17 protein-coding genes are annotated in these 23742 nt (G+C 71.5%); 6 read left to right on the top strand and 11 right to left on the bottom strand.

Annotated elements, in window-relative coordinates; genetic code table 11:
* Genes prpB through B0B14_RS12895 form a run of 3 tightly spaced genes read right to left on the bottom strand, consistent with a single transcriptional unit; the run spans position 1 to position 3076 of the window.
* On the bottom strand, positions 1 to 903 hold the full coding sequence (gene prpB / locus B0B14_RS12905; RefSeq protein ID WP_076682399.1) for a methylisocitrate lyase: 903 nt from the start codon (positions 901 to 903) through the stop codon (positions 1 to 3).
* Complete coding sequence (locus B0B14_RS12900; RefSeq protein WP_076682397.1) at positions 903 to 2429, bottom strand: MmgE/PrpD family protein; 1527 nt, start codon at positions 2427 to 2429, stop codon at positions 903 to 905. The genes prpB and B0B14_RS12900 overlap by 1 nt, the downstream gene beginning before the upstream one ends.
* Positions 2426 to 3076 (bottom strand): GntR family transcriptional regulator, encoded by a 651-nt coding sequence (locus B0B14_RS12895; RefSeq protein WP_076682395.1) that lies wholly within the window; start codon positions 3074 to 3076, stop codon positions 2426 to 2428. Before B0B14_RS12895 ends, B0B14_RS12900 begins: the two co-directional genes overlap by 4 nt.
* Positions 3077 to 3247: 171 nt before the next feature.
* Between B0B14_RS12895 and B0B14_RS12890 the strand changes: the two genes are divergently transcribed.
* Complete coding sequence (locus B0B14_RS12890) at positions 3248 to 4207, top strand: ABC transporter ATP-binding protein (protein WP_076682393.1); 960 nt, start codon at positions 3248 to 3250, stop codon at positions 4205 to 4207.
* Positions 4204 to 5823, top strand: coding sequence for an ABC transporter permease (locus B0B14_RS12885; protein WP_076682391.1), 1620 nt, complete (start codon positions 4204 to 4206; stop codon positions 5821 to 5823). The genes B0B14_RS12890 and B0B14_RS12885 overlap by 4 nt, the downstream gene beginning before the upstream one ends.
* A 33-nt stretch (positions 5824 to 5856) precedes the next feature.
* Here the strand turns inward: B0B14_RS12885 and B0B14_RS12880 are convergent, their stop codons facing one another.
* The 8 genes from B0B14_RS12880 to rlmN all read right to left on the bottom strand — a co-directional run bounded on the left by B0B14_RS12880 (position 5857) and on the right by rlmN (position 18212).
* Positions 5857 to 6699, bottom strand: a complete 843-nt coding sequence (locus B0B14_RS12880) for an ABC transporter ATP-binding protein (RefSeq protein WP_076682389.1) — start codon at positions 6697 to 6699, stop codon at positions 5857 to 5859.
* On the bottom strand, positions 6696 to 7784 hold the full coding sequence (locus B0B14_RS12875; RefSeq protein ID WP_083710583.1) for an ABC transporter ATP-binding protein: 1089 nt from the start codon (positions 7782 to 7784) through the stop codon (positions 6696 to 6698). The genes B0B14_RS12880 and B0B14_RS12875 overlap by 4 nt, the downstream gene beginning before the upstream one ends.
* Positions 7781 to 10564, bottom strand: a complete 2784-nt coding sequence (locus B0B14_RS12870; RefSeq protein WP_076682387.1) for an FtsX-like permease family protein — start codon at positions 10562 to 10564, stop codon at positions 7781 to 7783. The genes B0B14_RS12875 and B0B14_RS12870 overlap by 4 nt, the downstream gene beginning before the upstream one ends.
* Positions 10561 to 13239, bottom strand: a complete 2679-nt coding sequence (locus B0B14_RS12865) for an FtsX-like permease family protein (RefSeq protein ID WP_076682385.1) — start codon at positions 13237 to 13239, stop codon at positions 10561 to 10563. The genes B0B14_RS12870 and B0B14_RS12865 overlap by 4 nt, the downstream gene beginning before the upstream one ends.
* 68 nt (positions 13240 to 13307) lie before the next feature.
* On the bottom strand, positions 13308 to 13784 hold the full coding sequence (locus B0B14_RS12860) for an NUDIX hydrolase (RefSeq protein ID WP_076682383.1): 477 nt from the start codon (positions 13782 to 13784) through the stop codon (positions 13308 to 13310).
* Between the two features lie 3 nt (positions 13785 to 13787).
* Positions 13788 to 14801 carry an aldo/keto reductase family protein gene (locus B0B14_RS12855; protein WP_076682381.1) on the bottom strand — a complete coding sequence of 338 codons (1014 nt, stop codon included), beginning with the start codon at positions 14799 to 14801 and terminating at the stop codon, positions 13788 to 13790.
* Between the two features lie 9 nt (positions 14802 to 14810).
* Positions 14811 to 16787 (bottom strand): ABC1 kinase family protein, encoded by a 1977-nt coding sequence (locus B0B14_RS12850; RefSeq protein ID WP_076682379.1) that lies wholly within the window; start codon positions 16785 to 16787, stop codon positions 14811 to 14813.
* A 180-nt stretch (positions 16788 to 16967) separates the two neighbouring features.
* The gene (gene rlmN, locus B0B14_RS12845) at positions 16968 to 18212 is read right to left on the bottom strand and encodes a dual-specificity RNA methyltransferase RlmN (protein WP_076682377.1); all 1245 of its coding nucleotides are present in this window, start codon (positions 18210 to 18212) and stop codon (positions 16968 to 16970) included.
* Between the two features lie 50 nt (positions 18213 to 18262).
* Between rlmN and B0B14_RS12840 the strand changes: the two genes are divergently transcribed.
* The 4 genes from B0B14_RS12840 to B0B14_RS12825 all read left to right on the top strand — a co-directional run bounded on the left by B0B14_RS12840 (position 18263) and on the right by B0B14_RS12825 (position 23662).
* Positions 18263 to 19159 carry a PRD domain-containing protein gene (locus tag B0B14_RS12840; protein ID WP_076682375.1) on the top strand — a complete coding sequence of 299 codons (897 nt, stop codon included), beginning with the start codon at positions 18263 to 18265 and terminating at the stop codon, positions 19157 to 19159.
* Between the two features lie 186 nt (positions 19160 to 19345).
* A complete protein-coding gene (locus B0B14_RS12835) occupies positions 19346 to 21202 on the top strand; it encodes a beta-glucoside-specific PTS transporter subunit IIABC (RefSeq protein ID WP_076682373.1) in 1857 nt (618 codons plus the stop codon).
* Positions 21203 to 21260: 58 nt separating this feature from the next.
* Positions 21261 to 22682, top strand: a complete 1422-nt coding sequence (locus B0B14_RS12830; protein ID WP_076682372.1) for a glycoside hydrolase family 1 protein — start codon at positions 21261 to 21263, stop codon at positions 22680 to 22682.
* A 107-nt stretch (positions 22683 to 22789) separates the two neighbouring features.
* Positions 22790 to 23662 (top strand): HAD-IIB family hydrolase, encoded by an 873-nt coding sequence (locus tag B0B14_RS12825; RefSeq protein WP_076682370.1) that lies wholly within the window; start codon positions 22790 to 22792, stop codon positions 23660 to 23662.
* Positions 23663 to 23742: the final 80 nt, after the last annotated feature.

Here is a 23742-nt window from a genome sequence, read left to right as displayed (position 1 = left end):
TCAGTCCTTCTCGATCGTGAAGTTGAAGACGCTGGTGTCGAAGTGGTTGTAGGCCGGGTAGTCGATCAGCTCGTAGAGGTCGGCCCGATGCTGCATCTCGCCGAGTCTCGACGTGAGGTGGCCCTCGTCGGCGATCGTATCCAGGGCGCGGGATGCCGCGCCCATCGCGATCCGCAGGAGCGAGACGGGCCAGATGACGATGTTGACGCCGGCGCTGCGCAGCTGATCGACGGAGAAGAGCTCGCTCTTTCCGAACTCGGTCATGTTGGCCAGGATCGGCACGTCCAGGGCGGTGCGCATCGCCTCGAACTCGTCGAGCGTGCGCATCGCCTCCGGGAAGATCGCGTCGGCGCCGGCATCCACCAGCGCCTTCGCCCGGTCGATCGCGGCATCCAGCCCCTCCACGGCGCGGATGTCGGTGCGCGCCATGATGAGGAAGTTCGGATCGCGGCGCGCGTCGACGGCGGCGCGGATGCGCTTGACCGCGGTGTCCTCGTCGACGACGGCCTTGCCGTCGAGGTGCCCGCAGCGCTTCGGGTTGATCTGGTCCTCGATGTGGGTGCCGGCGATCCCGGCATCCTCCAGGGTCTGGATCGTGCGGGCGACGTTCATCGGCTCGCCGAAGCCCGTGTCGGCGTCGATGATCGCCGGCAGATCGGTCATGCGCGCGATCTGCTGACCGCGCCCCGCGACCTCGGTGAGGGTCGTCAGGCCGATGTCGGGAAGACCCAGATCGGCCGAGAGCACGGCGCCCGAGATGTAGACGCCCTCGAACCCCTTCTGCTCGATCAGCCGTGCCGAGAGCGGGTTGAACGCTCCCGGGAAGCGCAGCAGCTCCCCCGAGGCGAGCCGCTCCCGGAACGCGCGCCGCTTCTCGGCGGCGGTCACCGTGGAGTAGAGCATCAGAAGAGGCCCTTCGGGGCCGGTGCCCCCGCGAGCACGCCGGGCGCCGCGACGATCGTGAGCTGGGCGACCTCTTCGGCGGTGAGCTCGGGAAGGCGCTCGGCCAGACCGAGGAACCGCTCGATCTCGTCGGGCGTGAGCACCGGCTCGGCGAGCAGGCGGAACTTGCGCACGTAGTCCTCGCGGGCGAACGGGCGCGCGCCGAGCGGGTGCGCATCGGCGACCGCGATCTCGTCGACGATCGCCTGGCCGTTCGCGAGGAGGATCTCCACGCGACCGCCGAACGCCTTCTCGTTCGGGTCTTCCGAGTGGTAGCGGCGGGTCCACTCGGCATCCTCCGCCGTCGTGACCTTGTGCCAGAGCGCGACGGTGTCGTCGCGGCCGGCGCGCTCCGGCGCGTAGGAGTCGACGTGGTGCCACGCGCCGTCCTGCAGCGCGACGGTGAAGATGTACGGGATCGAGTGGTCGAGCGTCTCGCGCGAGGCGGTCGGGTCGTACTTCTGCGGATCGTTCGCACCGGAGCCGATGACGTAGTGCGTGTGGTGGCTCGTGTGCAGCACGATCGAGTCGACGTTGGCGGGGTCGCGCAGCTCGGGCCGCTCGTCGCCGAGCTTGCGCGCGAGGTCGATCCACGCCTGAGCCTGGTACTCGGCCGAGTGCTCCTTCGTGTACGAATCGAGGATGCCGCGCTTGGACTCCCCCGCCGCCGGCAGCGGCACGTCGTAGGAGGCGTCCTTGCCGTCGAGGAGCCAGGCGATCGCGCCGTCTTCCCCCTCGTAGATGGGCGACGGCGACGTCTCGCCGCGCATCGCGCGGTCGACCGCCTCGACGGCCATCTTGCCCGCGAAGGCCGGGGCGTGCGCCTTCCACGTCGAGATCTCGCCCTTGCGCGACTGACGCGTGGCCGTGGTGGTGTGCAGCGCCTGGCCGACGGCCTGGTAGATCGTCTCGACGTCGAGCCCGAGGAGCGTACCGATGCCGGCCGCGGCCGAGGGGCCGAGGTGGGCGACGTGGTCGATCTTGTGCTTGTGCAGCGAGATCGCGCGCACGAGGTCGATCTGGATCTCGTAACCGGTGGCGAGGGCGCGCGTGAGCGCAGCGCCGTCGGAGCCGACGTGCTGCGCGACGGCGACGATCGGGGGGATGTTGTCGCCGGGGTGCGAGTACTCCGCGGCGAGGAACGTGTCGTGGTAGTCGAGCTCGCGCACCGCGACACCGTTGGCCCAGGCGGCCCATTCCGGCGACGTGTGGCGCTCGAGCTGGCAGCCGAACACCGTGGCTCCCCTTCCGCTCACCGACACGGCGTGGTCGAGGGCCTGCTGGCGGGCGGCGCTCACCGGGGCGCGGGTGAGGGATGCCGCGGCGACCGACGCATTGTCGATCACGCGGTTGATGATCATGTCGACGACGTCGGCGTCGACCTCCACGGGGTCGGCGGCGACTTCGGCGATCTTCCAGGCGAGCTGCGCCTCGCGGGGAAGCGGCTCTTCGCTGCGGTACACGCGGACGTGGTGGCTGACGGTCATGGAGTGGTGTCCTTCCGGAACGACTCGAGCGAGTCGAGGATGCTGGTCAGGGCGTTGTGCAGATGGATGTGGGTGGCGTGCGCCGCGAGCTCGGCGTCGCGCGCGGCGATCGCGCTCGCGATGAGCCGATGCTCGGCGACGGATGCCGCGAGGCGGTCGGGGTTGTCGCGCGCGAGCCGGCGCACGCGCACGAGGTGGGTGCGCACGGTGCGCAGGGCGGCCGAGAGGTAGTCGTTCGCCACGGCGGCGTCCAGAGCGGCATCGAAGCGGGCGATCACGTCGTAGTAGTCGTCCATCGCGGCGGCGCCCTCCACCGATGCCGCGCCGAACTCCTCGGCGAGCTCGGCGAACACCGCGGGGTCGGCCCGCTGGGCGGCGAGCCGCGCCGAAGTCTCTTCGAGGGCGCGACGGACGGCGAAGAGCTCGCGGATGTCGTCGGCGTCGATGCCGGTGACGACCGTCACCCGCGGCGAGGCCTGGGCGACGAGACCGTCGGCGGCGAGACGGCCGAGCGCTTCGCGCAGCGGAGTGCGGCTCACGCCGAGGCGAGAGGACTGCTCCACCTCGCCCAGCACGGTGCCGGGGGCGAGGACGCCGGACTGGATCTCGTCGAGGAGCGTGCGGTATGCGCGATCACTTGCCCGCATCGTTGCACCTCCCGTGGATCACCCTGATTGTATACACAGAGTGTTCGAAAGTGCCAGACAGGCAATCGATAACGGGTCAGGGTATACAAGCATGCCACCGCGGCGCCCGCCGTGACCGTCTGCGCACCTCCCCCGTCGAACTCTGCCACCGGGAGGCGTACGATCCGCGCCATGGACCCCGTCATCCTCACCCGCTCTCTCACGAAGCACTTCGGCCACGTGCACGCGCTCGACGGGCTCGACCTTCGGGTAGACCAGGGACAGGTGCACGGCTTCCTCGGACCCAACGGAGCCGGCAAGTCCACGACGATCCGCATCCTGCTCGGCCTCGCGCGCGCGACGGACGGCGAAGCGCGCGTCTTCGACCGCGAGCCGTGGCAGGACGCGGTCGATCTCCACCGGCGCATCGCCGCCGTGCCCGGCGATGTCAGCCTCTGGCCGAACCTCTCCGGCGGAGAGGCGATCGACTTCCTCGCCCGCCTGCGCGGCGCCGATACGCGCGACGCCGCCTACCGCCAGGCCCGCGAGCGCCTCCTCGACGTGTTCCAGCTCGATCCGCGCAAGAAGGGACGCGCGTACTCGAAGGGCAACCGCCAGAAGGTCGCGCTCGTCGCGGCGTTCGCGGTGCCGGCCGACCTCTACATCCTCGACGAACCGACGAGCGGCCTCGACCCGCTCATGGAGGTCGTGTTCCGCGAGGAGATCCAGCGGGTGCGGGATGCCGGTGCCACCGTGCTGCTGTCGAGCCACATCCTGTCCGAGGTCGAGCAGCTGTGCGACCGGGTCTCGATCATCCGCGCCGGCCGGATCGTCGAGTCGGGCACGCTGGCGGATCTGCGGCACCTGACGCGCACGGAGGTGTCGTTCGAGGCATCCGGGATCGATGCGGCGTCGGCCATCCCCGGCGCCCACGATCCGCGCCTGCAGGACGGGCGGGTGTTCTTCACGGTGGACTCGGATGCCGTCGCCGCCGCCCTTCCGGCGATCGCGGCGTCCGGGGCGCCGGGTCTCCGCGTCGCACCGCCGAGCCTGGAGGAGCTGTTCCTGCGTCACTACGGCTCCTCGGCGGCGGAAACAGGCGAGGCGTCCGAGACGGGCCTGACGCGCCGAGCACGCCGGGAGGCGCGATGAGCGTGTTCCCGACGCTGATCGCCCAGCGCATCCGCCGCGATCGCTGGCAGCTGCTGCTCTGGATCGGCGGTGCCACGGCGCTCGCGGCCGCCGCCTACTCCGGCGTCACGAGCACGTTCGGCACGGAGCAGGAGCGCACGGCGCTCCTCGCGGCGGCGATCGCGAACCCCGTGATCCTGCTGTTCCGAGGCCTCCCCTCGGGATCGGAGGAGGGCGCCTTCATGGTCTTCCTGATCTTCCCGTGGCTCGCGTTCCTCGCCGCGTTCATGAGCACGTTCCTCGCCGTGCGCCACACCCGCGGCGATGAGGAGTCCGGCCGTCTGGAGCTCGTGTCCGCCACCCCCGCCGGGCGGATGCTCCCCCTCACCGCCACCCTCGTGCACGGTCTCCTCGCGAACGCGGCACTCGGCATCCTGATTGCGGTCACCTACATCGCTGTCGGCCTTCCCGTCGGCGGCGCGCTGCTGGTCGGAAGCGCCGTCGGCAGCGTCGGCGCGGTCTTCCTCGCGCTCGGGCTCACGACCGCGCAGCTGATGCGCACGTCGCGCGGCGCCAACGCGACCGCGGTGTGGACCACCGTCGTGCTCTTCGTGATCGCCGGCGTCGGCAACGCGATCGGCACGCCCTCCGACGACCTGACGCGCATGAAGAGCTCCGGCCTGACCTGGATCTCGCCGTTCGGCTGGGGCGAGAACACGCGCGCGTTCGACGACGACGCCTGGTGGCCGGTGATCCTGTGCCTTGCGGTCACGGGCGCCCTGAGTGCGGTCGCCTTCGTCCTGGCGGGAGCGCGCGATCTCGGTGAGAGCCTCGTCGCCGAGGGTCAGGGGCCCCGTGCCGCGCCCCGGACGCTGTCATCGTCGACCGGACTCGCCTGGCGTCTGACGCGGGGGGCGATCGTCGGATGGGCCCTCGGGGGCTTCCTGGTCGGCCTGCTGTCGACGTCGCTCGCCTCCATCGTGGACGACGTCGGATCCGGCAACCCGGCGATCGAAGGCGTCCTCGCCCAGCTCTCCGGCGGCGGCGACCTCGAGCAGGCCACGGTCACGACCTTCTTCACGATGCTCGGCGTGCTCGCCGCGTGCGCCGCGGTGCAGACCGTGTGCCGGGCCCGCCAGGAGGAGACCCACGGCACGGCCGAGCCCCTGCTCTCGTCTCCGGTCGCACGGGTGCGCTGGCTCGCCGACTACGTGTGCGTGGGGGCGGCGGGCATCGTGCTGATCGTGCTGGCAGGAGTCGCGGGCGCCGCCATCGGCATCGCGACCCGGGGTGGCGCGGGGGACCTGATGACGGACGTCTGGGTGAGCGGAGGCGGTCAGGCCGTCGCGGCATCCGTCTTCCTCGCCGCGACTGCTCTGGTCTTCGTCGTCGCCCCGCGCCTCACGATCGCACTGGGTTGGACGCTCGTGCTCGCGGCGACCATGATCGGCCTCTTCGGGCCGCTCCTCGGCCTGCCCGAGGCGCTGACGAACGCATCGCCGATCGCGGCGGCCCCGCACCGGGAGCAGGACGCCGTCGACCTGGCCGGACTGTGGTGGCTCCTGTCGGCGACCGGCGTGGGGCTGGCGGCATCCCTCACCCTCACGCGGCGCCGCGAACTGTTCCCCGCGGGGTGAACGCCGTCCCGGCGCGGTCGGAGTTCGGCGCGGTCAGAGCCCGGTGCGGCGGCGCAGCTCGGCCCGCGTGAGGGGGACGCCTGTGGTAGGCGCTGCGGCGGACCCGGAGTCCGGGGCCGGCGGGGCGGATGCCGCCGACGCGACGCCTGCCGCCGACTTGGCGCCGGCCGCCGACTCGGAGCCGGCAGCCGCGGCGGACGTCGCCGCGATGCGACCGTCATGGATCTCGACGACGCGGTCGGCCCGCGCGACCAGCAGCGGGTCGTGCGTCGACACGATCGCCGCCAGGCCCTGCTGGTGGGCGAGCTCGCCGAGGAGGTCCATGATCGTCGCCGCGGTGCGGGAGTCGAGCTGCCCGGTCGGCTCGTCGGCGATCAGGATGCGCGGACGCGACACGATCGCGCGCGCGATGCCGACCCGCTGCTGCTGACCGCCGGAGAGCTCCGACGGCCGCTGCTCGCTGTGGCCGGCGAGCCCCACGAGCTGCAGCGCGTGCTGCGTGCGCTCGTCGCGTTCGGATGCGTCGACGCCCGCGATGCGCAGCGGCAGCTCCACGTTCTCCCGCGCCGACAGCACGGGGATGAGACCGAACGACTGGAACACGAACCCGAGGTTCTCGCGGCGCAGCGGCGCGAGCTCGGCCTCCGTCAACCCGGTCGTGTCGACGTCGCCCAGCATCACGCGGCCCGACGTCGGGGTGTCGAGCGTGCCGAGCAGGTTCAGCAGCGTCGTCTTGCCGGCGCCGGATGCTCCCCGCACGACGAGGAGCTCGCCGGTGCGCAGCTCGAGGTCGATGCCGTCGCAGGCCACGACGTCGCCGGCCGGCGACGAGAACACGCGTCGGAGCGCCTCCGCGCGCAGGGCGATCCCGGTCATGATGCGTCCTCCGTCGCCGACGCCGCATCCTCTGCCTGGTCTCCCGCATCCTCTGCCCGGTCTCCCGGCGCCTCCGCGGCATCCGAAGTTCGGAGAATGTCGCGATCGTCGGATCGTGCGCTCTCACGGCTCCGAGTTTCGCGTGATTCTCCGAATCCGCGAGGGCGGTCGGCCGTCGCACCCGGCCACACCCCGACGTGATCCGGCTCGAGGGCGAGCCGCACGCGCTGGCGGAGATCGAGGGCCGTGACGAACTCGTCGGGGAGCTGCAGCCGCCCGACCCGATCGAGCACGGCGTACTCCTCGGCGATGTGGTGCTCGGCGCCGTGCTCGTCGTGCCGGGTCGAGCGCAGCACTTCGGTCGCCGTGCGGCCGTCGCGGATCTGCACCGTGCGGGCCACGTGCTCCGACACGGCCGGATCGTGCGTCACGATGAGCGTCGTGACGCCGAGTTCGCGGTTGACCGATCGCATGGCCTCCAGGACGTGCGCGCTCGTCTCGTCGTCGAGCTCGCCCGTCGGCTCGTCGGCCAGGAGCACGCGCGGCTCGTTCGCGATTCCGACGGCGATTGCCACTCGCTGCTGCTCCCCGCCCGACATCTGCGCGGGCCGCCGGTCGGCGCAGTACCCGACCTGGAGGAGGTCGAGGAGACCCGCCGTGCGCGCGGCGCGCTCCCTCTTGGGCGTGCGCCCGGCGATCGCGAGCGCCGCCGCGACGTTCTCGGCCGCGGTGAGGTACGGCAGCAGGTTGCGGGAGGTCTGCTGCCACACGAAGCCGACGCACTCCCGACGGAAGGTCACGCGCTCGGAGCGCGTCATCGACAGCAGGTCGCGTCCGGCGACGCGCGCGACGCCCGCGGTGGGCACGTCGAGACCCGAGAGGATCGAGAGGAGGGTGGACTTCCCCGACCCGGATGCCCCGACCACGGCGACGAGCTCACCCCGGTCGACGACGAGGTCGAGCCCCTGCAGCGCCTGCACCTCGATCGCATCCGTCTTGAAGATGCGCACCAGTTCGGAGCACGCGATGTCGGGCTCGTCCCCGCGGGACGCGACGGACGGGGTGAGGGCGGGCGAGGTGGTCATGAGTCCTCCACGGTACGGAGCACGGTCGCGATGCGCGCGCGGCGGGTGATGAGGATCGCGACCACGGCGACGGCCGCGGTCACGACGAGGAAGCCTCCGAGCGCGATCGCGAGCACGATCGGGTCGACGGCGTAGGCGGGCTGGTCGGCACCGCCGGTGAAGGGCGTCAGATCGACCACCCGGGTCAGGAGGAGGGGGAGTGCGGCGCCGAACGCGCATCCCACGACGAGCGCGGCCACGACCTGCGGCACGAGCTCCCACGCCACGAGTCCGCCCGCGGCGCGCGGCGCGGCGCCGAGGGTGCGCAGCAGCGCCGACACGCGACGCCTGGACGACGACCCGAGGGCGAGCGTCAGGACGACGGCGACCGCGGCCAGCACCGCCGACAGGGCGATGCCGGCGAACAGGGCGATACGCAGCCCGGTGACGACGGGATCGTCGGCCAGCTCGGCGAGCTCGCGCGCGGCCGTCGTCGCCTGCACCGACGGCCCGAGGGCTGCACCCACGGCGGCGATGACGGCATCCGGATCGGCGCCCTCGTCGAGGCGCACGAGCATCGACACGGTGACGGGAGTCACCTCGCCGACGGCCGGCAGCGACGCGATGTCGGCGAGCGCCCACTGGTCGTTGGAGGCGAACGGCACGACGCCGGCCACCTCCCCGGCGTACTCGGCCGACGCCTCGACGATGCGCAGCGCGGCGTTCGCGGCATCCGCCCGCTCGGCTGCGGCCGCCGAGAAGAGCAGCGGCACGGGCTCGCCACCGCCCGCGAGCGAGACCCCCGGCGGGATGACGGCAGGGTATCCCTGCTGCACGTCGTCGAGCAGCGCCTGGTCGGCGAAGAAGAGCAGCACGCGCTGGAGCCGGTCGTCGGTCTTGAGGTTGGCGGCGTACGCGACCGACACCGGCGCGACCGCCGCGACGCCCTCGATGTCGGCGACGGATGCCTCGGCGCCGGCGTCGAACCGCGTCGCCGACAGCAGCAGATCGGCCCCGACCGACGCACGGGCGACCTGCACGGCTCCCCCCTGCACCGTCGACAGCAGCACACCGCTCGCGACGGCGAACGAGACGCCCACCACGAGGGCGAGGATGGGGGCGACGCCGGTGGCGGGATCGCGGATCGCGCGGGCGGCGCCCAGGACGCCCACGAACCCCCGCCCGCGCTGACGCCGGGCGAGGATGGCGCGCAGCGCGAGCGGGTACAGGCGGAGCGTCGCGACGCACGCCACGAGAGACAGCAGGAGCGGCGCGATGACCAGGAGCGGATCGAGGGCGCCGGGGTCGTCGGCGGGCTCGGCGGCCCGCACGAGGAGGAGCACGGTCGCGAGAGCGGCGAGGAGCGCCACGAGCAGCTCGACCAGGCCGCGCCACCGGGACCGGCGGGCCGGCGCATCCGACCGGCCGGCGCGGGTCGCACCCGCGGAGGCGATCACGACGGCCGGCGGTACGAGCCCGAGCACGACGGCCGCCACCACCGCGAGCGGCGCGATCGCTCCGGATGCCGGGAAGGCGAGGCGCGCGATCGCCGCGCCGGCGGCGAGCCCGAGCACGGCGGGCACCACCCCGACGAGCGTGCCCTCGAGCGCGAGCAGAGCGCGCAGCTGCGCCGGCGCCGCCCCCCGCGCGGCCAGGAGATCGAGGGCGGCTCGGCGCCGTTCGAGGATGAGCCGGCAGCCGAGGGCGAGCACCCCGACCGCGACGCCGAACGGACCGGACGCGAACATCGCGAGCACGGCGACGAGCGTGCGGGCCTGCGCCGTCGAAGTCTCCAGCGCGGAGATCGTCCCGGTCTGGAACGACAGGTTCGCGCCCGGGTACGTGCGGGTGGAGAACGGCTGCGACGTGCCGGTGAAGCCTCGGAGCTCGGCGAGCAGGCCGGGGGCGGCCTCGGCCGTCACCGTCTCGGCATCGAGCGGGTACCACATCGGCGTCGAGAGGCCTCCGGCGATCGTGCCGATCGTGGCGAGCCCGTCGGGAGACGCGAAGGCGCCGATGCGGGTCCACGGGTTGCCGTCGGGATCCGCGCCGCGCGACGGCGTGATCATCGCGGTCGTGCGCGCCCAGTACGGGTCGGCGGCGTCGACGACGTCGTACGTGCCGACCAGGACGAGGGGGACCGGCGCCGGCCATTTCGCCTCCGTGCCGACCTCGCGGACGTCGCCGATCGCCCACTCCTCGGCCTCGGCGGCCTCTGCGGAGATCACCACCTCGGTGGCCGGCAGGGTGGCGGTGCCGTCGACCCGCGGCCGCAGTGTCTGCGGGTCGATCAGGTCGTCGAACGCCGTCTGCCATTGCTCGGCCGTCGCGGTGGTCTCGGGCAGGCGGCCCTCGACCAGTCGGATGCGCGACGCATACCGGGGATCGAGCACGACATAGGTCGTCGAGGCGTACTGCGCCGGTTCGCCGAGGCGCGTGAAGTAGTCGGCCTCGCCGAAGCTCTCCCTGATCGCGGGGGCGGCGTTCCGGCGGATCTGCGAGAGCGCCGTGTCCCACTCCCCCCACGTCGCCTCGTACGCCGGGGGCAGCGAATCGGTCGTGTTGGCGCCGTAGCCGACCGACGGCAGCGCGCCGACGGAGGTGGTCAGATCGCGCACCGAAGGGCTGAGGCGATCGAGCTGATACCTCGTGGCCGCGTCGAGGAGAGTCGTGACGGCGGGTGAGACGATCGTCGTGACGACCGTGAGCACGAGCACGAGCGATGCCACGACCACCGACCCGCCGAGTCCCGTGCGCAGATGGCGGGCGAGCAGCCGGGGCGTGCCGACGCGGAGGGTCACGGTGCCGCCTCCTCGAGGCGCGTGGAACGCGACTGCGCCGCGACGGATGCCGCGATGGCGACCGCGCCGGCCAGGCATCCGACCGCGATGAGCGCGACCGCTGCGATCACCGGCCACCCGTCGACCGACAGCACCGGCGCCAGCGCGGCAGACGGGACGGCGCGCGCCACGAGCCCCGGCACGAGCAGCGCCGTGAGCGCGTAGCCCCCCGCCGCTCCGAGCGCGGCGGCGATCGCGACCACGACCACGGCTTCCGCGACGCGCTGACGGCTCTGGCGCCGCGGCGCGACGCCGATCGCCCGCAGCACGAGCACCTCGCCGGCCCGCTGCCGGGTGACGGCGGCGAGCAGGGCGACGAGGGCGACGCCGGCGAGCACCGCACCCCCGAGCGCGGCCGCGATCCACACGATCGTGACGGGTGCGGTCACGGCGGTCGACTGCGACGCGGGCACGAGCACGGGGACGCCGAGCTCGTCCGCGAGGGCGGGGGCGGATGCCTCGTCCCCCGCCGCCCACAGCTGATCGGGCAGCGGCGGCGTGGCGGCGGGCTCGCCGATCGTCGGCGCCGACGGCAGCTGGGCGACCGTCAGCGCCTCCAGGTCGGCGACCGCACCCGGTCGCGCCCCGATGCCGGGGATCGCGTCGGACACCGATGCCACCGTGCCGCCCAGCACCCGACCGGATGCGCTGAACGAGAGATCGACCGGGTCGCCGACGTCGAGCGCGAGCGTCGACGCGAGCGACGTGGTGATCGCGAGGGGCACGCGGTCGCCCTCCTCGCCGGCGGCGCTCCAGACCAGTGCGGACGGGACGCCGGGAGCCCCGAATCCGCCGTAGAGGCGGACGACGGGAGGCAGGGTCACGTCCAGCGGGGCGCCGTCGGCGGAGAGGGCGAAGCGGGTGAAGGAGATCTCGACCTGCGCCCAGGCGTTGCCGCGCGCGAGCTCGAGGCCTGCCAGGCGCCACGCGCCGTCGGGCAGCTGAGCCCGGGCGGCGAACGTCGACGTGTCGCCGGTCGCGTCATCCCCCGTCTCGACCTCGAGTGCGAGCGGCACGGTCGTGCCTGCGTCGTCGACGATCCACGCCCGCACGGCGGTGTCGGCGATCGCCTCCGGCACCGACGACCGTGCCGAGGCATCGAGGCGCAGCTCGGAACCGGAGATCGCCACGAGAGACGACGGGGCGCCGACGGCGTCGGCCAGCGTCGCGGGCGCGGCAGCCCCGGGGACCTCGAAGAGCAGGTCGCGCATGGCGTCGGCGGGGAGCGCGAGCAGCACGGCGTCTTCGCCGGAGGATGCCACGGGCACGACGATCGCAGGGGCGGCGAGCTCGACGCCGTCGACCGACTCCGCTCGCGCGACGTCGCCCGCGCCGACCGGCAGCACGGCGCGCATCGCGGTGCCCGCCTGCACCCGCTGGGAGTCGGCGGCGGTCGTGCCCGCCATTCCGGCGTACCCGCCGGCCAGCACCGCCCCGCACACGGCGATGGCCACGAGCGCCACCGCCACCGAATACGCGCCGACCCGGCGCGCGACCTGACGTGCGGGGTACGACGGCGAGATGCCGCGTGCGCGTCCGGCGAGCATCGCCGCGAAGGCCGCGACCGGACCGAACAGGAGCACCGCCAGCAGCGCGACGGCGGCGACCCCGAGAGCCGGAGCGAGCGTGGCCACCACGATCCCCCACACGCCCGACGGCGACGTGCGCGCCTGCCAGATCACGACGCCCGTGACCACGACGAGCAGGATGCCTGCCGCGGGGGTGGCCGCGCGCGCCACCCGCCCCGCAGCCGCATCCGATCCCCTCGCGCGCCCCGCGGCACGGAGCTGGCCGACCGCGAGCGTCGCCGTGGCGGCGAGCACGACGAGGAGCGCGAGCGGCCACGTCGCGACCACCGCCGGGAGCCCTCCAGCCCCACCGGGCAGGGCCGGCACGAGCACGAGGCCGAGGGCCCAGCCCAGCGCCGCGCCGGCGACGGCCGCCGACTCGCCCGCGGCGAGCATCGCCGATTGCCGGCCCGACAGACCGCGGGCCCGCAGCAGCGCCGCCTCGCGCCCGCGCGACAGCCCGAGCAGCCGCGCGAGCTGCAGCACCGCGAACCAGGCGAGCACGCCCAGCACGATCAGCGGCACCGGCAGCAGGGCCGTCGCCGCGCGGGTGCCGATCGCGACCTCGGCCACGGCGGCCGGAAGCCCGCCCGACACCGACGCTCCGCGCTCCTCGGCATCCGAATCGCGGAACGCCGTGGGAAGTCGGTCGAGTCCCGCAGCCAGCCTCTCGATCGAGTCGGGACCGAGACGGTCGGGGTCGGGCGTGATGCGCCACGCGACGCGTTCGAAGTCCGTGCCCGGATCGCCGAGCTCGAGGCGCTCGACGACGGCGGTGTCGCCCAGGACCTCGTCGAAGAGGGCGTCCGCTGCGGCGTCCTGCACGGCCGCGTCGGCCGCGGGACGGGTCTGCAGCTGCAGCCATCCCTCGGGAACGTCGGCATCCGGAACCGCGGCGCGCACGGCCGCGCGCAGCTGGAGATCGGCGACGGCCGACAGCCCGCACAGGAGGGTCGTCGACACGACGATCGCCGCCAGGATGCTCGCGAGCACGCCGCGGGATGCGCGGGTGCGCTCGCGGATCAGGCGAGGCACGGATGCCTCGCGCCGCGGTGTCGTGGTCGGCATGGCGTCCAGGGTGGGGAGCGGAGTCCCTGCCCACCCTATACACCGCCCCGAACCGCCCCGGAGCGGGCTCAGGATGCCGCGTCGAGCCTCTTCTCGAGCGCGTCGATCGCCGGGCGCTGGCCCTTCACGAGCTTCTCGCGGGCGATCTCCAGCGGCATCCACTCCGCTCTGTCGACCTCGGGGAACGCGGTGCGCGTGCCGGAGCGCGGCGGCCACTCGAGCTCGAATGTGCCGAAGGCGTAGTCGGGGTCGCCGAAGTCGGCGCCGTCCACGACGAAGACCGTGATGCGCTTGCCCGACGAGTACGCCCACGTGCCGAGCTCGGCGGGAGCCCCCTCGGGGGGATCGACGCCGAGCTCCTCCCGGAACTCGCGCACGGCCGCATCGAGGGGAGACTCGACAGCCGGATCATATTCCCCTTTGGGAATGGACCACGCCGCGTCGTCCTTCGAGGCCCAGTACGGACCGCCCATGTGGGCGACGAGCACCTCCGCCCGCGGTCCGCCGAGGCGGTACAGCAGAAGGCCGGCGCTCGTCGCCACCATCGGTCAGACCAGCCGCGTCTTGGGCGAGACGTCGTACGTGTTCTCGGGGTCGGTGACGGCGACCGGAAGGAGAGCCTCGTCGATCGCGGCGAGGGTGTCGGCGTCGAGCTTCACGCCCGAGGCCTTCACGTTGTCCTCCAGCTGCTCCGGACGGGATGCCCCCACGAGCGCCGCGGCGACGTTGGGGTTCTGCAGGACCCAGGCGATCGCGAGCTGCGGCATCGTGAGGCCCGCCTGCTCGGCGACCGGCAGCAGCTTCTGCACCGCCGCGAGCACGTCGTCGTCGAGGAAGCGCTTGATGAAGTTCGCACCGCTCTTCTCATCGGTCGCGCGCGAGCCGTCGGGCACGGGCTGACCGGGTAGGTACTTGCCCGACAGCACGCCCTGCGCCATCGGCGACCAGACGATCTGCGAGATGCCGAGCTCTTCCGACGTGGGGACGACCTTGCCCTCGATGACGCGCCAGAGTGCCGAGTACTGCGGCTGGTTCGAGACGAGCTGGAACCCGAGGCTCTTCGCCAGGGCGTGACCCTCGCGCAGCTGCTCGGCCGTCCACTCCGAGACGCCGATGTACAGCGCCTTGCCCTGCCGCACGATGTCGGCGAAGGCCTGCATCGTCTCTTCGAGCGGGGTCTCGTAGTCGTAGCGGTGCGCCTGGTACAGGTCGACGTAGTCGACGTCGAGGCGCTTCAGCGACCCATGGATGCCGTCGAAGATGTGCTTGCGGCTGAGGCCGTGGTCGTTGGGCCCCATGCGGCCGATCGGGAAGTAGACCTTCGTGAAGATCTCGATCTCGGCGCGGTTCTGCCCCTTGAGCGCTTCGGCGAGGATGACCTCCGCGGCCGTGTTGGCGTACGTGTCGGCGGTGTCGAATGTCGTGATGCCGAGGTCGAGCGCCTTGTGCACCGTCGCGATCGCCGCGTCGTTGCCGACCTGGGACGCGTGCGTCACCCAGTTGCCGAACGTGATCTCCGAGACTTTGAAGCCGCTGTTGCCGAGGTAGCGATAGTTGACCATGGGAAAACGCTACCGGCGATCGACGTCCCGGGGGTCGCGTCGGCGGAGCACGGTGCGCAGCGCGCGCAGGAGGAGCAGCATCCCGCCGAGCCCCATCAGAGAGCCGAGGACCGCGAACACCGATACCTCGGGCGTGATCAGCGGCCCGTCGGTCGACATGCTGACCAGCAGTCCGGTCACCACCAGCGCGATCCCGATGAGCACGGTCGTGAGCTGGCCGACGATGCGGTCGATCCACGTGTGCGCGGATCCCCCCTCGTCCGCGCGGAGCCGGACGGTCAACGAGCCGCTCTCGAGCTCGCCCAGGATGCGCTCGACGCGCTGGGGCACACGGCGCAGCCGCTCGACCCCGAGGGCGAGCTCGGTCTGCGCCGTGAGGGTCGCCGAGCGCAGCGAGAGCGTCTTCCGCGAGAAGTGCGGAGCGCGGTCGAGCGCACGCGTGACCATGTCGTAGTCCGGATCGAGGAGGCGCAGTGCGCCGTCGAGCGATCCGAGTGAGCGGAAGACGAGGAGGAGCGACGGCGGGATGCCGACGCGATGGCGGCGGAGGATGCCGATGAGCTCGCGGAAGACGTTCGCACCGATGCCCGCGTTGTGCACGCGGGTGAGCGCGACTCCGATGTCGTGACGGAGCCGGTCGCGGTCCACTCCCCCGTCCGGCTCGGCGATGAGCATCAGGACGATGTCGGTGGCGGCGATGTCGTCTTCGTTAGACAGGGCCACCAGCAGCGGGAGCAGGAGGCGCCGAAGGCTCTTCTCGAGGATGCCGACGGCACCGAAGTCGATCAGCGAGACGGTGCCGTCCGCGGCGAGCATGAGATTGCCGGCGTGGAGGTCGGCGTGGAAGACGCCGCGCACGGCCATCTGGTCGAAGAACGAATCGAGCACATCGTCGGCGATCGCCCGCGCGGACTCCGGATCGAGAGAAGCGGCATCCACCCGCGCGAACGGCTCGCCCTCAGCGCGCTGCTGGACGATCATCTGCTCGGTCGAGATCTCCTCGTAGACGTGGGGCACGTGCATGCGCGCGATGCCGGAGCGCTCCACGACGGCGCGCAGCATCTCCTGATTGGCCATCTCGATGCGGTAGTCCAGCTCTTCGCGCAGGCCCTGGGCGAACTCGTCGGCGAGCGCCACCGCCCCGTAGTCGCGCGCCCAGGCCATGCGGCGTTCCGCGTCCTGCGCGAGGGTGCCGAGGATGTCGAGGTCGGTCCGCACCTGCGCGCGGGCGTCGGGGCGCTGCACCTTGACGATCACCTCCGCCCCGTCGCGCAGCGTCGCGGCGTGCACCTGGGCGACGGATGCCGCGGCGAGCGGAGTCTCGTCGATCGTGGCGAACACCTCCTCGAGCGGACGACCGAGCTGAGCCTCGATGACGGTGCGCACGCGCTCCCACGGCAGCGGAGCACTGTCGGACTGGAGCGTCGCGAGCGCCGAGGTGAGCTCGGGCGGCAGGACGTCGTCGCGTGCCGACAGGACCTGCCCGAGCTTGACGAAGGTCACTCCGGCTTCGTCCATCGCCGCCACGAGAGCGGCCGGCAGATCGTCCGGCGTGCCGTCGCGGTGGGCCCGGACGATGCCGAGACCGTGGCGGGACGCGATCGCGACGATCTGCGTGTACCGCAGGGCGCGACGCCGACGACGGAAGGCTCCCCGCACGACGGCGATCGGGTTGCGCGGGCCGCGCGAGGGCCAGAGGAACTCCAGCGTGAGCACCACGACGACGACGGCGACGAAGAGCCATCCGATCGACAGGAGCAGCAGTCCCGCCGCCGTCCACCCGTCGATCGTGATGTGCTGTCCGTCCCAGCCGCCCTCTCGGCGCAGCGCCCACACCGTCACGGGTGCGCCGACGAGGAAGACCACGACGGCGACCACGATCGAGCGGGCCCAGCCGACCTGGTCGTCGAGCAGACGCCGGCTGACCCATGCCGACGGCACGGCGAAGACCACGGCGAGCAGGACGGCCAGCAACCAGGTGGGCATGCGTCCGATTGTCTCAGGCTCTCTGCCGAGCGCCAGGGGTCAGAGTCGCTGCGCCAGCCCGCAACAGGCGATCTGCCCGCTGCAGGCGGAATCCGAACGAATCCTCCTGCGTCCGGCAGATCGCCTGCCTTTGGCGGCGGGATGCCGCGGCTCTCCGACGAGCGCCAGGGTCTGGGGAGATCAGACCTCGAGCGGTGTGTCGGCGGCCAGCACCTCGTCGGCCTCGGTCGCCACGAGCTGGCCGCACGCGCCGTCGATCTCCTTGCCGCGGGTGTCGCGGAGCGTCGTCGGGATGCCCGCATCGTTCAGCCGACGCACGAACTCGTTCTGCACGTCGACCTCGGAGGCCGTCCAGATCGACCCGGGGGTCGGGTTCAGCGGGATCGGATTGACGTGCACCCAGCCGCGCCCGCGGGCGTTGAGCTTGTCGGCGAGGAGGTCGGCCCGCCAGGCGTGGTCGTTCATGTCCTTGATGAGCGCGTACTCGATCGAGACGCGGCGTCCGGTCTTGTCGAAGTACTCGCGCGCGGCGTCGAGGGCTTCGTCGACCTTCCACCGCGAGTTCACGGGGATGAGCTCGTCGCGCAGCAGGTCGTCGGGCGCATGCAGCGACAGGGCGAACGTGACCGGGATGTCTTCGTCGGCGAGCTTGCGGATCGCCGGGACGAGTCCCACGGTCGAGACCGTGATGCCGCGTGCGCTCATCCCGATACCGTGCTTCTTGTCGACCATGACGCGCACGGCCTGCAGCACGCGGGCGTAGTTGGCGAGCGGCTCGCCCATGCCCATGAAGACGATGTTCGTCACGCGTTCGCCGTCGTGTCCGACGCGTCGCGGATCGCCCAAGCCGCCGTCGGCGATGAAGCGGTTGGCCCGCACGATCTGCTCGATGATCTCGCCGGCCGACATGTTGCGCGTGAGGCCGGCCTGGCCGGTGGCGCAGAACGGGCAGTTCATGCCGCAGCCGGCCTGCGACGACACGCACAGCGTGATGCGACCGGTGTAGCGCATGAGCACCGACTCGACGAGCGCGCCGTCGTGGAGCTTCCAGAGGAACTTGACGGTGTCGCCGCGGTCGGTCTCGAGGCGGCGGACCTCGGTGAGCAGGGGCGGCAGCATGCCGTGCACGAGCTCGGCGCGGCCGTCGGCGGGGAGGTCGGTCATGTCAGCGGGGTCGTGCGTGAAGTGCTCGAAATAGTGCTTCTCGAGCTGCTTCGCGCGGAAGCCCGGCATCCCGAGCTCCTTCACCTTCTCGACGCGCTGCTCCGGCGTCATGTCGGCCAGGTGCACCGGCGGCTTCCCGCGCTTGGGAGACGCGAACTGCAGGAGCGGGCGGCCCTCCTCGTCCTTCTTCTGCGACCAGCCCTCGGTCGCCGGGCGCACCTGACGCGGTTTCGTGGTGCGCACGGGAGAAGGCTCGGTCATGCAGGCCAGGGTACCGGGCGCACCTGGACGGAGCGTCCTAGACTTCCCCCATGAGCGGCGAGGGCAAGGGGGCGCGCGCCGTCCCCGTGCACAAGGTGCTCAACAACAACGTCGTGATCGCCGTCGACGAGTCGGGCCGTGAGCGCGTCCTGATGGGTCGGGGGCTGGCCTTCGGCCTGAAGCCGAGCGACACGATCGACCCCGCGAAGGTCGAGAAGACCTTCATCCTCGACGCCGGAGCCGACGGCGAGCGCGAGCGCCAGCTGCTCACCGACGTGCCCTACCCCGTCATCGAAGCCGTGTCCCGCGCGGTGGATCAGGCCGAGCGCTCGCTCGGCCGTCAGCTGGGCAGGCGCCTGACGATCGGGGTCATCGACCACATCCAGTACGTGCTGGAGCGGCTCGACCAGGGACTGCGCATCCCGACGACGTCGATGCCCGAGCTGCGGGTGCTGCATCCGCACGAGTTCGACACCGCGCAGCAGATGGCCGCCTCGATCGCGACGGCCCTGGACCGGGAGCTCCCGCCCGAGGAGTCGGTGTTCCTCACGATGCACCTGCTCAACGCGACGCGCGACGAGCCCAACGGCACGGCGGCCCTGCTGTTCCGCCGCGTGCAGCACGTCGTGGAGACCGTCGAGCACGGCCTCGGCGTGCGCCTCGACACGGCGAGCCCCGACTACGCCCGCTTCATCCTGCACATCCAGTTCCTGCTGCAGCGCCTCGTGAGCCGCACGATGCTCTCGAGCGGCGACACGTCGTTCTTCGAGTTCGCCAAGCACAGCTACCCGCGCTCTTACGCGATCGCGGTGGACGTGAAGGCCTACGTGCTGGCGGCGACGCAGTCCGAGCTGACGGACGAGGAGCTGCTGTACCTGATCGTGCACGTCGAGCGTCTGGCGTCGCAGGTGAGCCTCGGCACCCCCTCCGAGACTGTGGTACCGTAGGCGGCGCAGAGCGGAGTCGCTCTGCGAAGCGTCTGGATTGTTACCGCGGCAGCGGGCAAAACCTGAACTCACATCGTCATCCGACGGTGAACGAGTTCAGGTTTTTTTGTTGCCCGGAAACGGGTTCCGGGGGCTTCCAGAACCTGAACATGCCGCGCAGGAGCGGCGAAAGGATGGCGGATCCCGATGGCGGATTACGCGAAGACCGCAGCAGGCGTACTGAAGGGCGTCGGCGGCGAGGAGAACGTGCAGTCGCTCGTGCACTGCGCCACACGACTGCGCTTCGTCCTGAAGGACGAGTCCCGCGCCGACGGCGCGGCCATCAAGGCCACGCCCGGAGTCATCACGACGGCACAGGCCGGCGGCCAGTACCAGGTCGTGATCGGCAACGACGTGCCCGAGGTGTTCGCCGAGATCGGCAAGATCTCGAAGTTCGGCGGATCGGGAGACACGTCGGCGGCGACGGAGGGCCCGAAGGGCAACCTCTTCAACCGCTTCATCTCGATGATCGCCGCGATCTTCACTCCGCTGCTGTGGGCCCTCGCCGGCACCGGACTGCTCAAGGCGTTCATCGCCGCCGCCGTGACGTTCGGCTGGCTGGACAACACCACGAGCACCTACCTCGTGCTCAACGCGCTGTCGGACGCCTTCATCAACTTCCTGCCGATGGCGCTGGCGCTCACGGCCGCCCGATACTTCAAGGCCAGCGAGTTCACGTCGTTCGCGATCGCGGGCGCCCTCGTGTATCCGACCATCACGGCGGCGGTGGGCCTGCCCGACCTGACGTTCTTCGGCATCCCGTTCACGATGGTGACCTACGTCTCGAGCGTCATCCCCATCATCATCATCGTGTGGCTGCAGAGCCACACGGAGAAGTTCCTGTACCGCGTGCTTCCCGCCGCGATCCGCCGCTTCGTCACGCCCATGATCGTCGTGCTGATCGCCGTCCCGCTCGTCTTCGTCGTCATCGGCCCGATCTCGGCCATCCTGAGCGGCTGGATCGGCACGGGCATCGGCTGGGTCTTCGAGAACGCTCCGTGGGCCGGCGGTGCCATCATGGGCGGCCTCTGGCAGGTCTTCGTCATCTTCGGGCTGCACTGGGGCCTCGTGCCGCTGTTCACGCTCGAGTTCCAGACCACCGGTCAGATCCTCCTGCTCGGCCCCGTGTTCGCCGCGGTCCTCGCCCAGTCGGCCGCCGTCGCCGGCGTGTGGGTGCGCACGCGCAACAAGAACCTCAAGTCCCTCGCCGCCCCCGCGACGCTGTCGGGCTTCCTCGCCGGCATCACCGAGCCCGCGATCTACGGCATCAACCTGCCGCTCAAGCGGCCGTTCGCCTTCGGCATCGTCGGCGGCGCGGTGGGCGGTGCGATCATCGCGATCGGCGGCGTCTTCTCCACCGCGTTCGTGGTTCCCTCCGGCCTGGCCCTGCCGGCGCTCTTCGGCAACGGCAACATGATCCTCCTCGCGATCGGCCTGCTCGTGGCGATCGCCGTTCCGTTCCTGCTGACCGTGCTCGTCGGGTTCACGGACCCGACGGAGGACGCCGTCGTCGCCGCCGAGGGCACCGACGTCGCCGTGCTCAGCCCGCTCGACGGCACCGTCGTCGCGCTGAGCGAGACCCCGGATGCCGCGTTCGCCGACGGTTCGCTCGGCCAGGGCGTCGCGATCCAGCCGCGGTCGGGCGCCGTCTACGCGCCGTTCGACGCGACGGTCGTGGCCGCGTTCCCCACGGGTCACGCGATCGGGCTGCGTCACGCCGACGGAGCGGAGCTGCTGATCCACATCGGCATCGACACCGTCAAGCTCGGCGGTCAGCACTTCAGCGTGAAGGTCACGTCGGGCCAGCAGGTGACGGCCGGAGACCTGCTCGTCGAATTCGACGGCGACGCGATCGAGAAGGCCGGCTACGACCTGACGACCCCGATCATCATCACCAACCCCGACCTCTACCCCGAGATCGGCGAGGCGGCCTCCGGACCGATCGCGCACGGAGAGCCCCTGTTCTTCGCCCGCGCCGTCGAGTCGGCGATCGCCGCGAAGTGATTCGTCCGGGGGCGGGACGCGATCCGTCCCGCCCCCGGGACCACAGAGAGAGAATGAGATGAGCACCACCACGACCGCATTCCCCGACGGATTCCTCTGGGGCGGCGCGACCGCCGCCAACCAGCTCGAGGGCGCCTACGACCAGGGCGGCAAGGGACTCTCCGTGCAGGACGTCATGCCGCAGGGCATCGCGGGTCCGCGTACGGCGGGGCCCGTCGCCGAGAACCTCAAGCTGATCGGCATCGACCACTACCACCGGTACGCCGAAGACATCGCGCTCTTCGCCGAGATGGGCTTCACGACCTACCGGTTCTCGATCGCGTGGAGCCGCATCTTCCCGCGGGGCGACGAGGACGAGCCCAATGAGGAGGGCCTGGCGTTCTACGACCGCCTCCTCGACGAGCTCGAGAAGCACGGCATCGAGCCGCTCGTGACGATCTCGCACTACGAGACACCGCTGCACCTCGCCGAGACGTACGACGGCTGGACCGATCGCCGCCTGATCGGCTTCTACGAGCGCTACGCCCGCACGCTGTTCGAGCGCTTCGGCTCCCGCGTGAAGTACTGGCTGACGTTCAACGAGATCAACTCCCTCGTGCACGCCCCGTTCATGTCGGGCGGCATCGACACCCCGAAGGACGAGCTCACCGCGCAGCAGCTGTTCCAGGCGATGCACCACGAGCTCGTGGCATCCGCCCGCGCCACCCGCGTCGCACGCGAGGTCGCTCCGAATGCGCTCGTGGGCTGCATGGTGCTGTCGATGCCGACCTACCCGCTGACGCCGTCGCCCGCCGACGCGCTCGCGGTCATGGAGGCCGACCACGCGAACCTGCTCTACGGCGACGTGCACACGCGCGGGGTGTACCCGGGATACTTCCTGCGCACGCTCCGCGAGCAGGGGATCGAACTCGACATCACGGCGCAGGACCGCGAGGACCTGACGAACACGGTCGACTTCGTGTCGTTCAGCTACTACATGAGCGTCGCCGAGACCGCGGATCCCGAGCTCAAGAAGGCGGGCCAGGGAAACATCATGGGCGGCGTGCCGAACCCCACTCTCCCGGCATCCGAGTGGGGGTGGCAGATCGACCCGGTCGGACTGCGCCTCGTGCTCAACCAGTTCTGGGACCGCTGGCAGAAGCCGCTGTTCATCGTCGAGAACGGTCTGGGCGCGAAGGACCAGCTCGTCGAGGTCGACGGCGTGAAGACCGTGGTCGACGACTACCGCATCGCGTACCTCAACGACCACCTCGTGCAGGTCGGAGAAGCGCTCCTCGACGGCGTCGACGTCATCGGCTACACGTCGTGGGGCTGCATCGATCTGGTCTCGGCCTCCACGGCGCAGCTCAGCAAGCGCTACGGCTTCATCTACGTCGACCGCGACGACGACGGCTCGGGCACGCTCGAGCGCTACAAGAAGAAGTCGTTCGACTGGTACGCCGAGGTCATCCGTACCAACGGCGGCTCGCTGCAGGCCTGACACAGCCGGATGCCGCGGCCCGGGCTTCCACCCGGCCCTCACACGCATCGGCCTCGAGCCGTCGCAGGGCGCGGGCCGCGGCATCCCCTCTTCTTCCGGAGCACACCATGAGCACCTCTTTCCGCCGGCGCGCCGTCTTCCTCGACGTGGACGGCACGATCATGCAGGACGGCCGCCACATCCCGCCGTCGGCCGTCGACGCGATCCGCGGGGCGCGCGCCGCGGGCCACGTCGTCTTCTGGAGCACCGGCCGCGGCACCGCGGAGCTGACGGGCGCGCTCGCCGAGATCGCGGTCGACGGCGCGGTGACCAACGGCGGCGCCTTCGCAAGCGTGGGCGACGAGATCATCGTGTCGCGTCTGATGTCAGCGGATGCCGTCGCCCGCCTCGAGCGGGAGTTCGCCGCTCGAGGCATCCACTGGTACTTCCAGACCTACGACCGCCTGTTCGCCAGCGCGGGTCTGAGCGCGCTCATGCAGACGTACGTCGAACGCGATCGCGCGGTTCACGTCGAGCGCGCGCGGGCCGCGGGCGTCTCGCCCGACGACCTCGAGTTCTTCAGCATCGGCATGAAGGCCTTCGACGATCCGGAGCACTTCGTCGCGGCGGAGGTGGCGAAGGCCGTCATCCTCGGCGACGACCCCGACGAGGTCGGTGCGCTGCTCGCCGAGCTCGACGGCGACTTCGCGGTCGTCAGCGGCACGATCCCGCTCCCCGAGGGCGGCTCGGGCGAAGTCGCCCCCGCCGGGGTCACCAAGGGCGCGACGATCCTCGAGGTGCTCGCACACCTGGGCATCGATCCCTCCGATGCGATCGGCATCGGCGACAACTGGAACGACGTGGAGATGTTCGAGGTGTGCGGCCTGTCGATCGCGATGGGCAACGCCCTCCCCGAGGTGCAGGCCCTCGCCGACGAGGTCACCACGGCGATCGACGACGACGGCATCCGCAACGCCTTCCTGCGCCACGGCCTGATCTAGACCGGCCGGGATCTCGCCCGCCCCATAGCGCCGGCACCCCGTCATCTGAGATATTTCTCACCTGGACGGCTGCGTTCCGC

This window comes from Microbacterium sp. RU33B (assembly GCF_900155915.1).
Taxonomy (GTDB): domain Bacteria; phylum Actinomycetota; class Actinomycetes; order Actinomycetales; family Microbacteriaceae; genus Microbacterium.
Note: the sequence above shows the minus strand (reverse complement) of the source record. Positions and strands in the feature narration are given on the sequence as shown.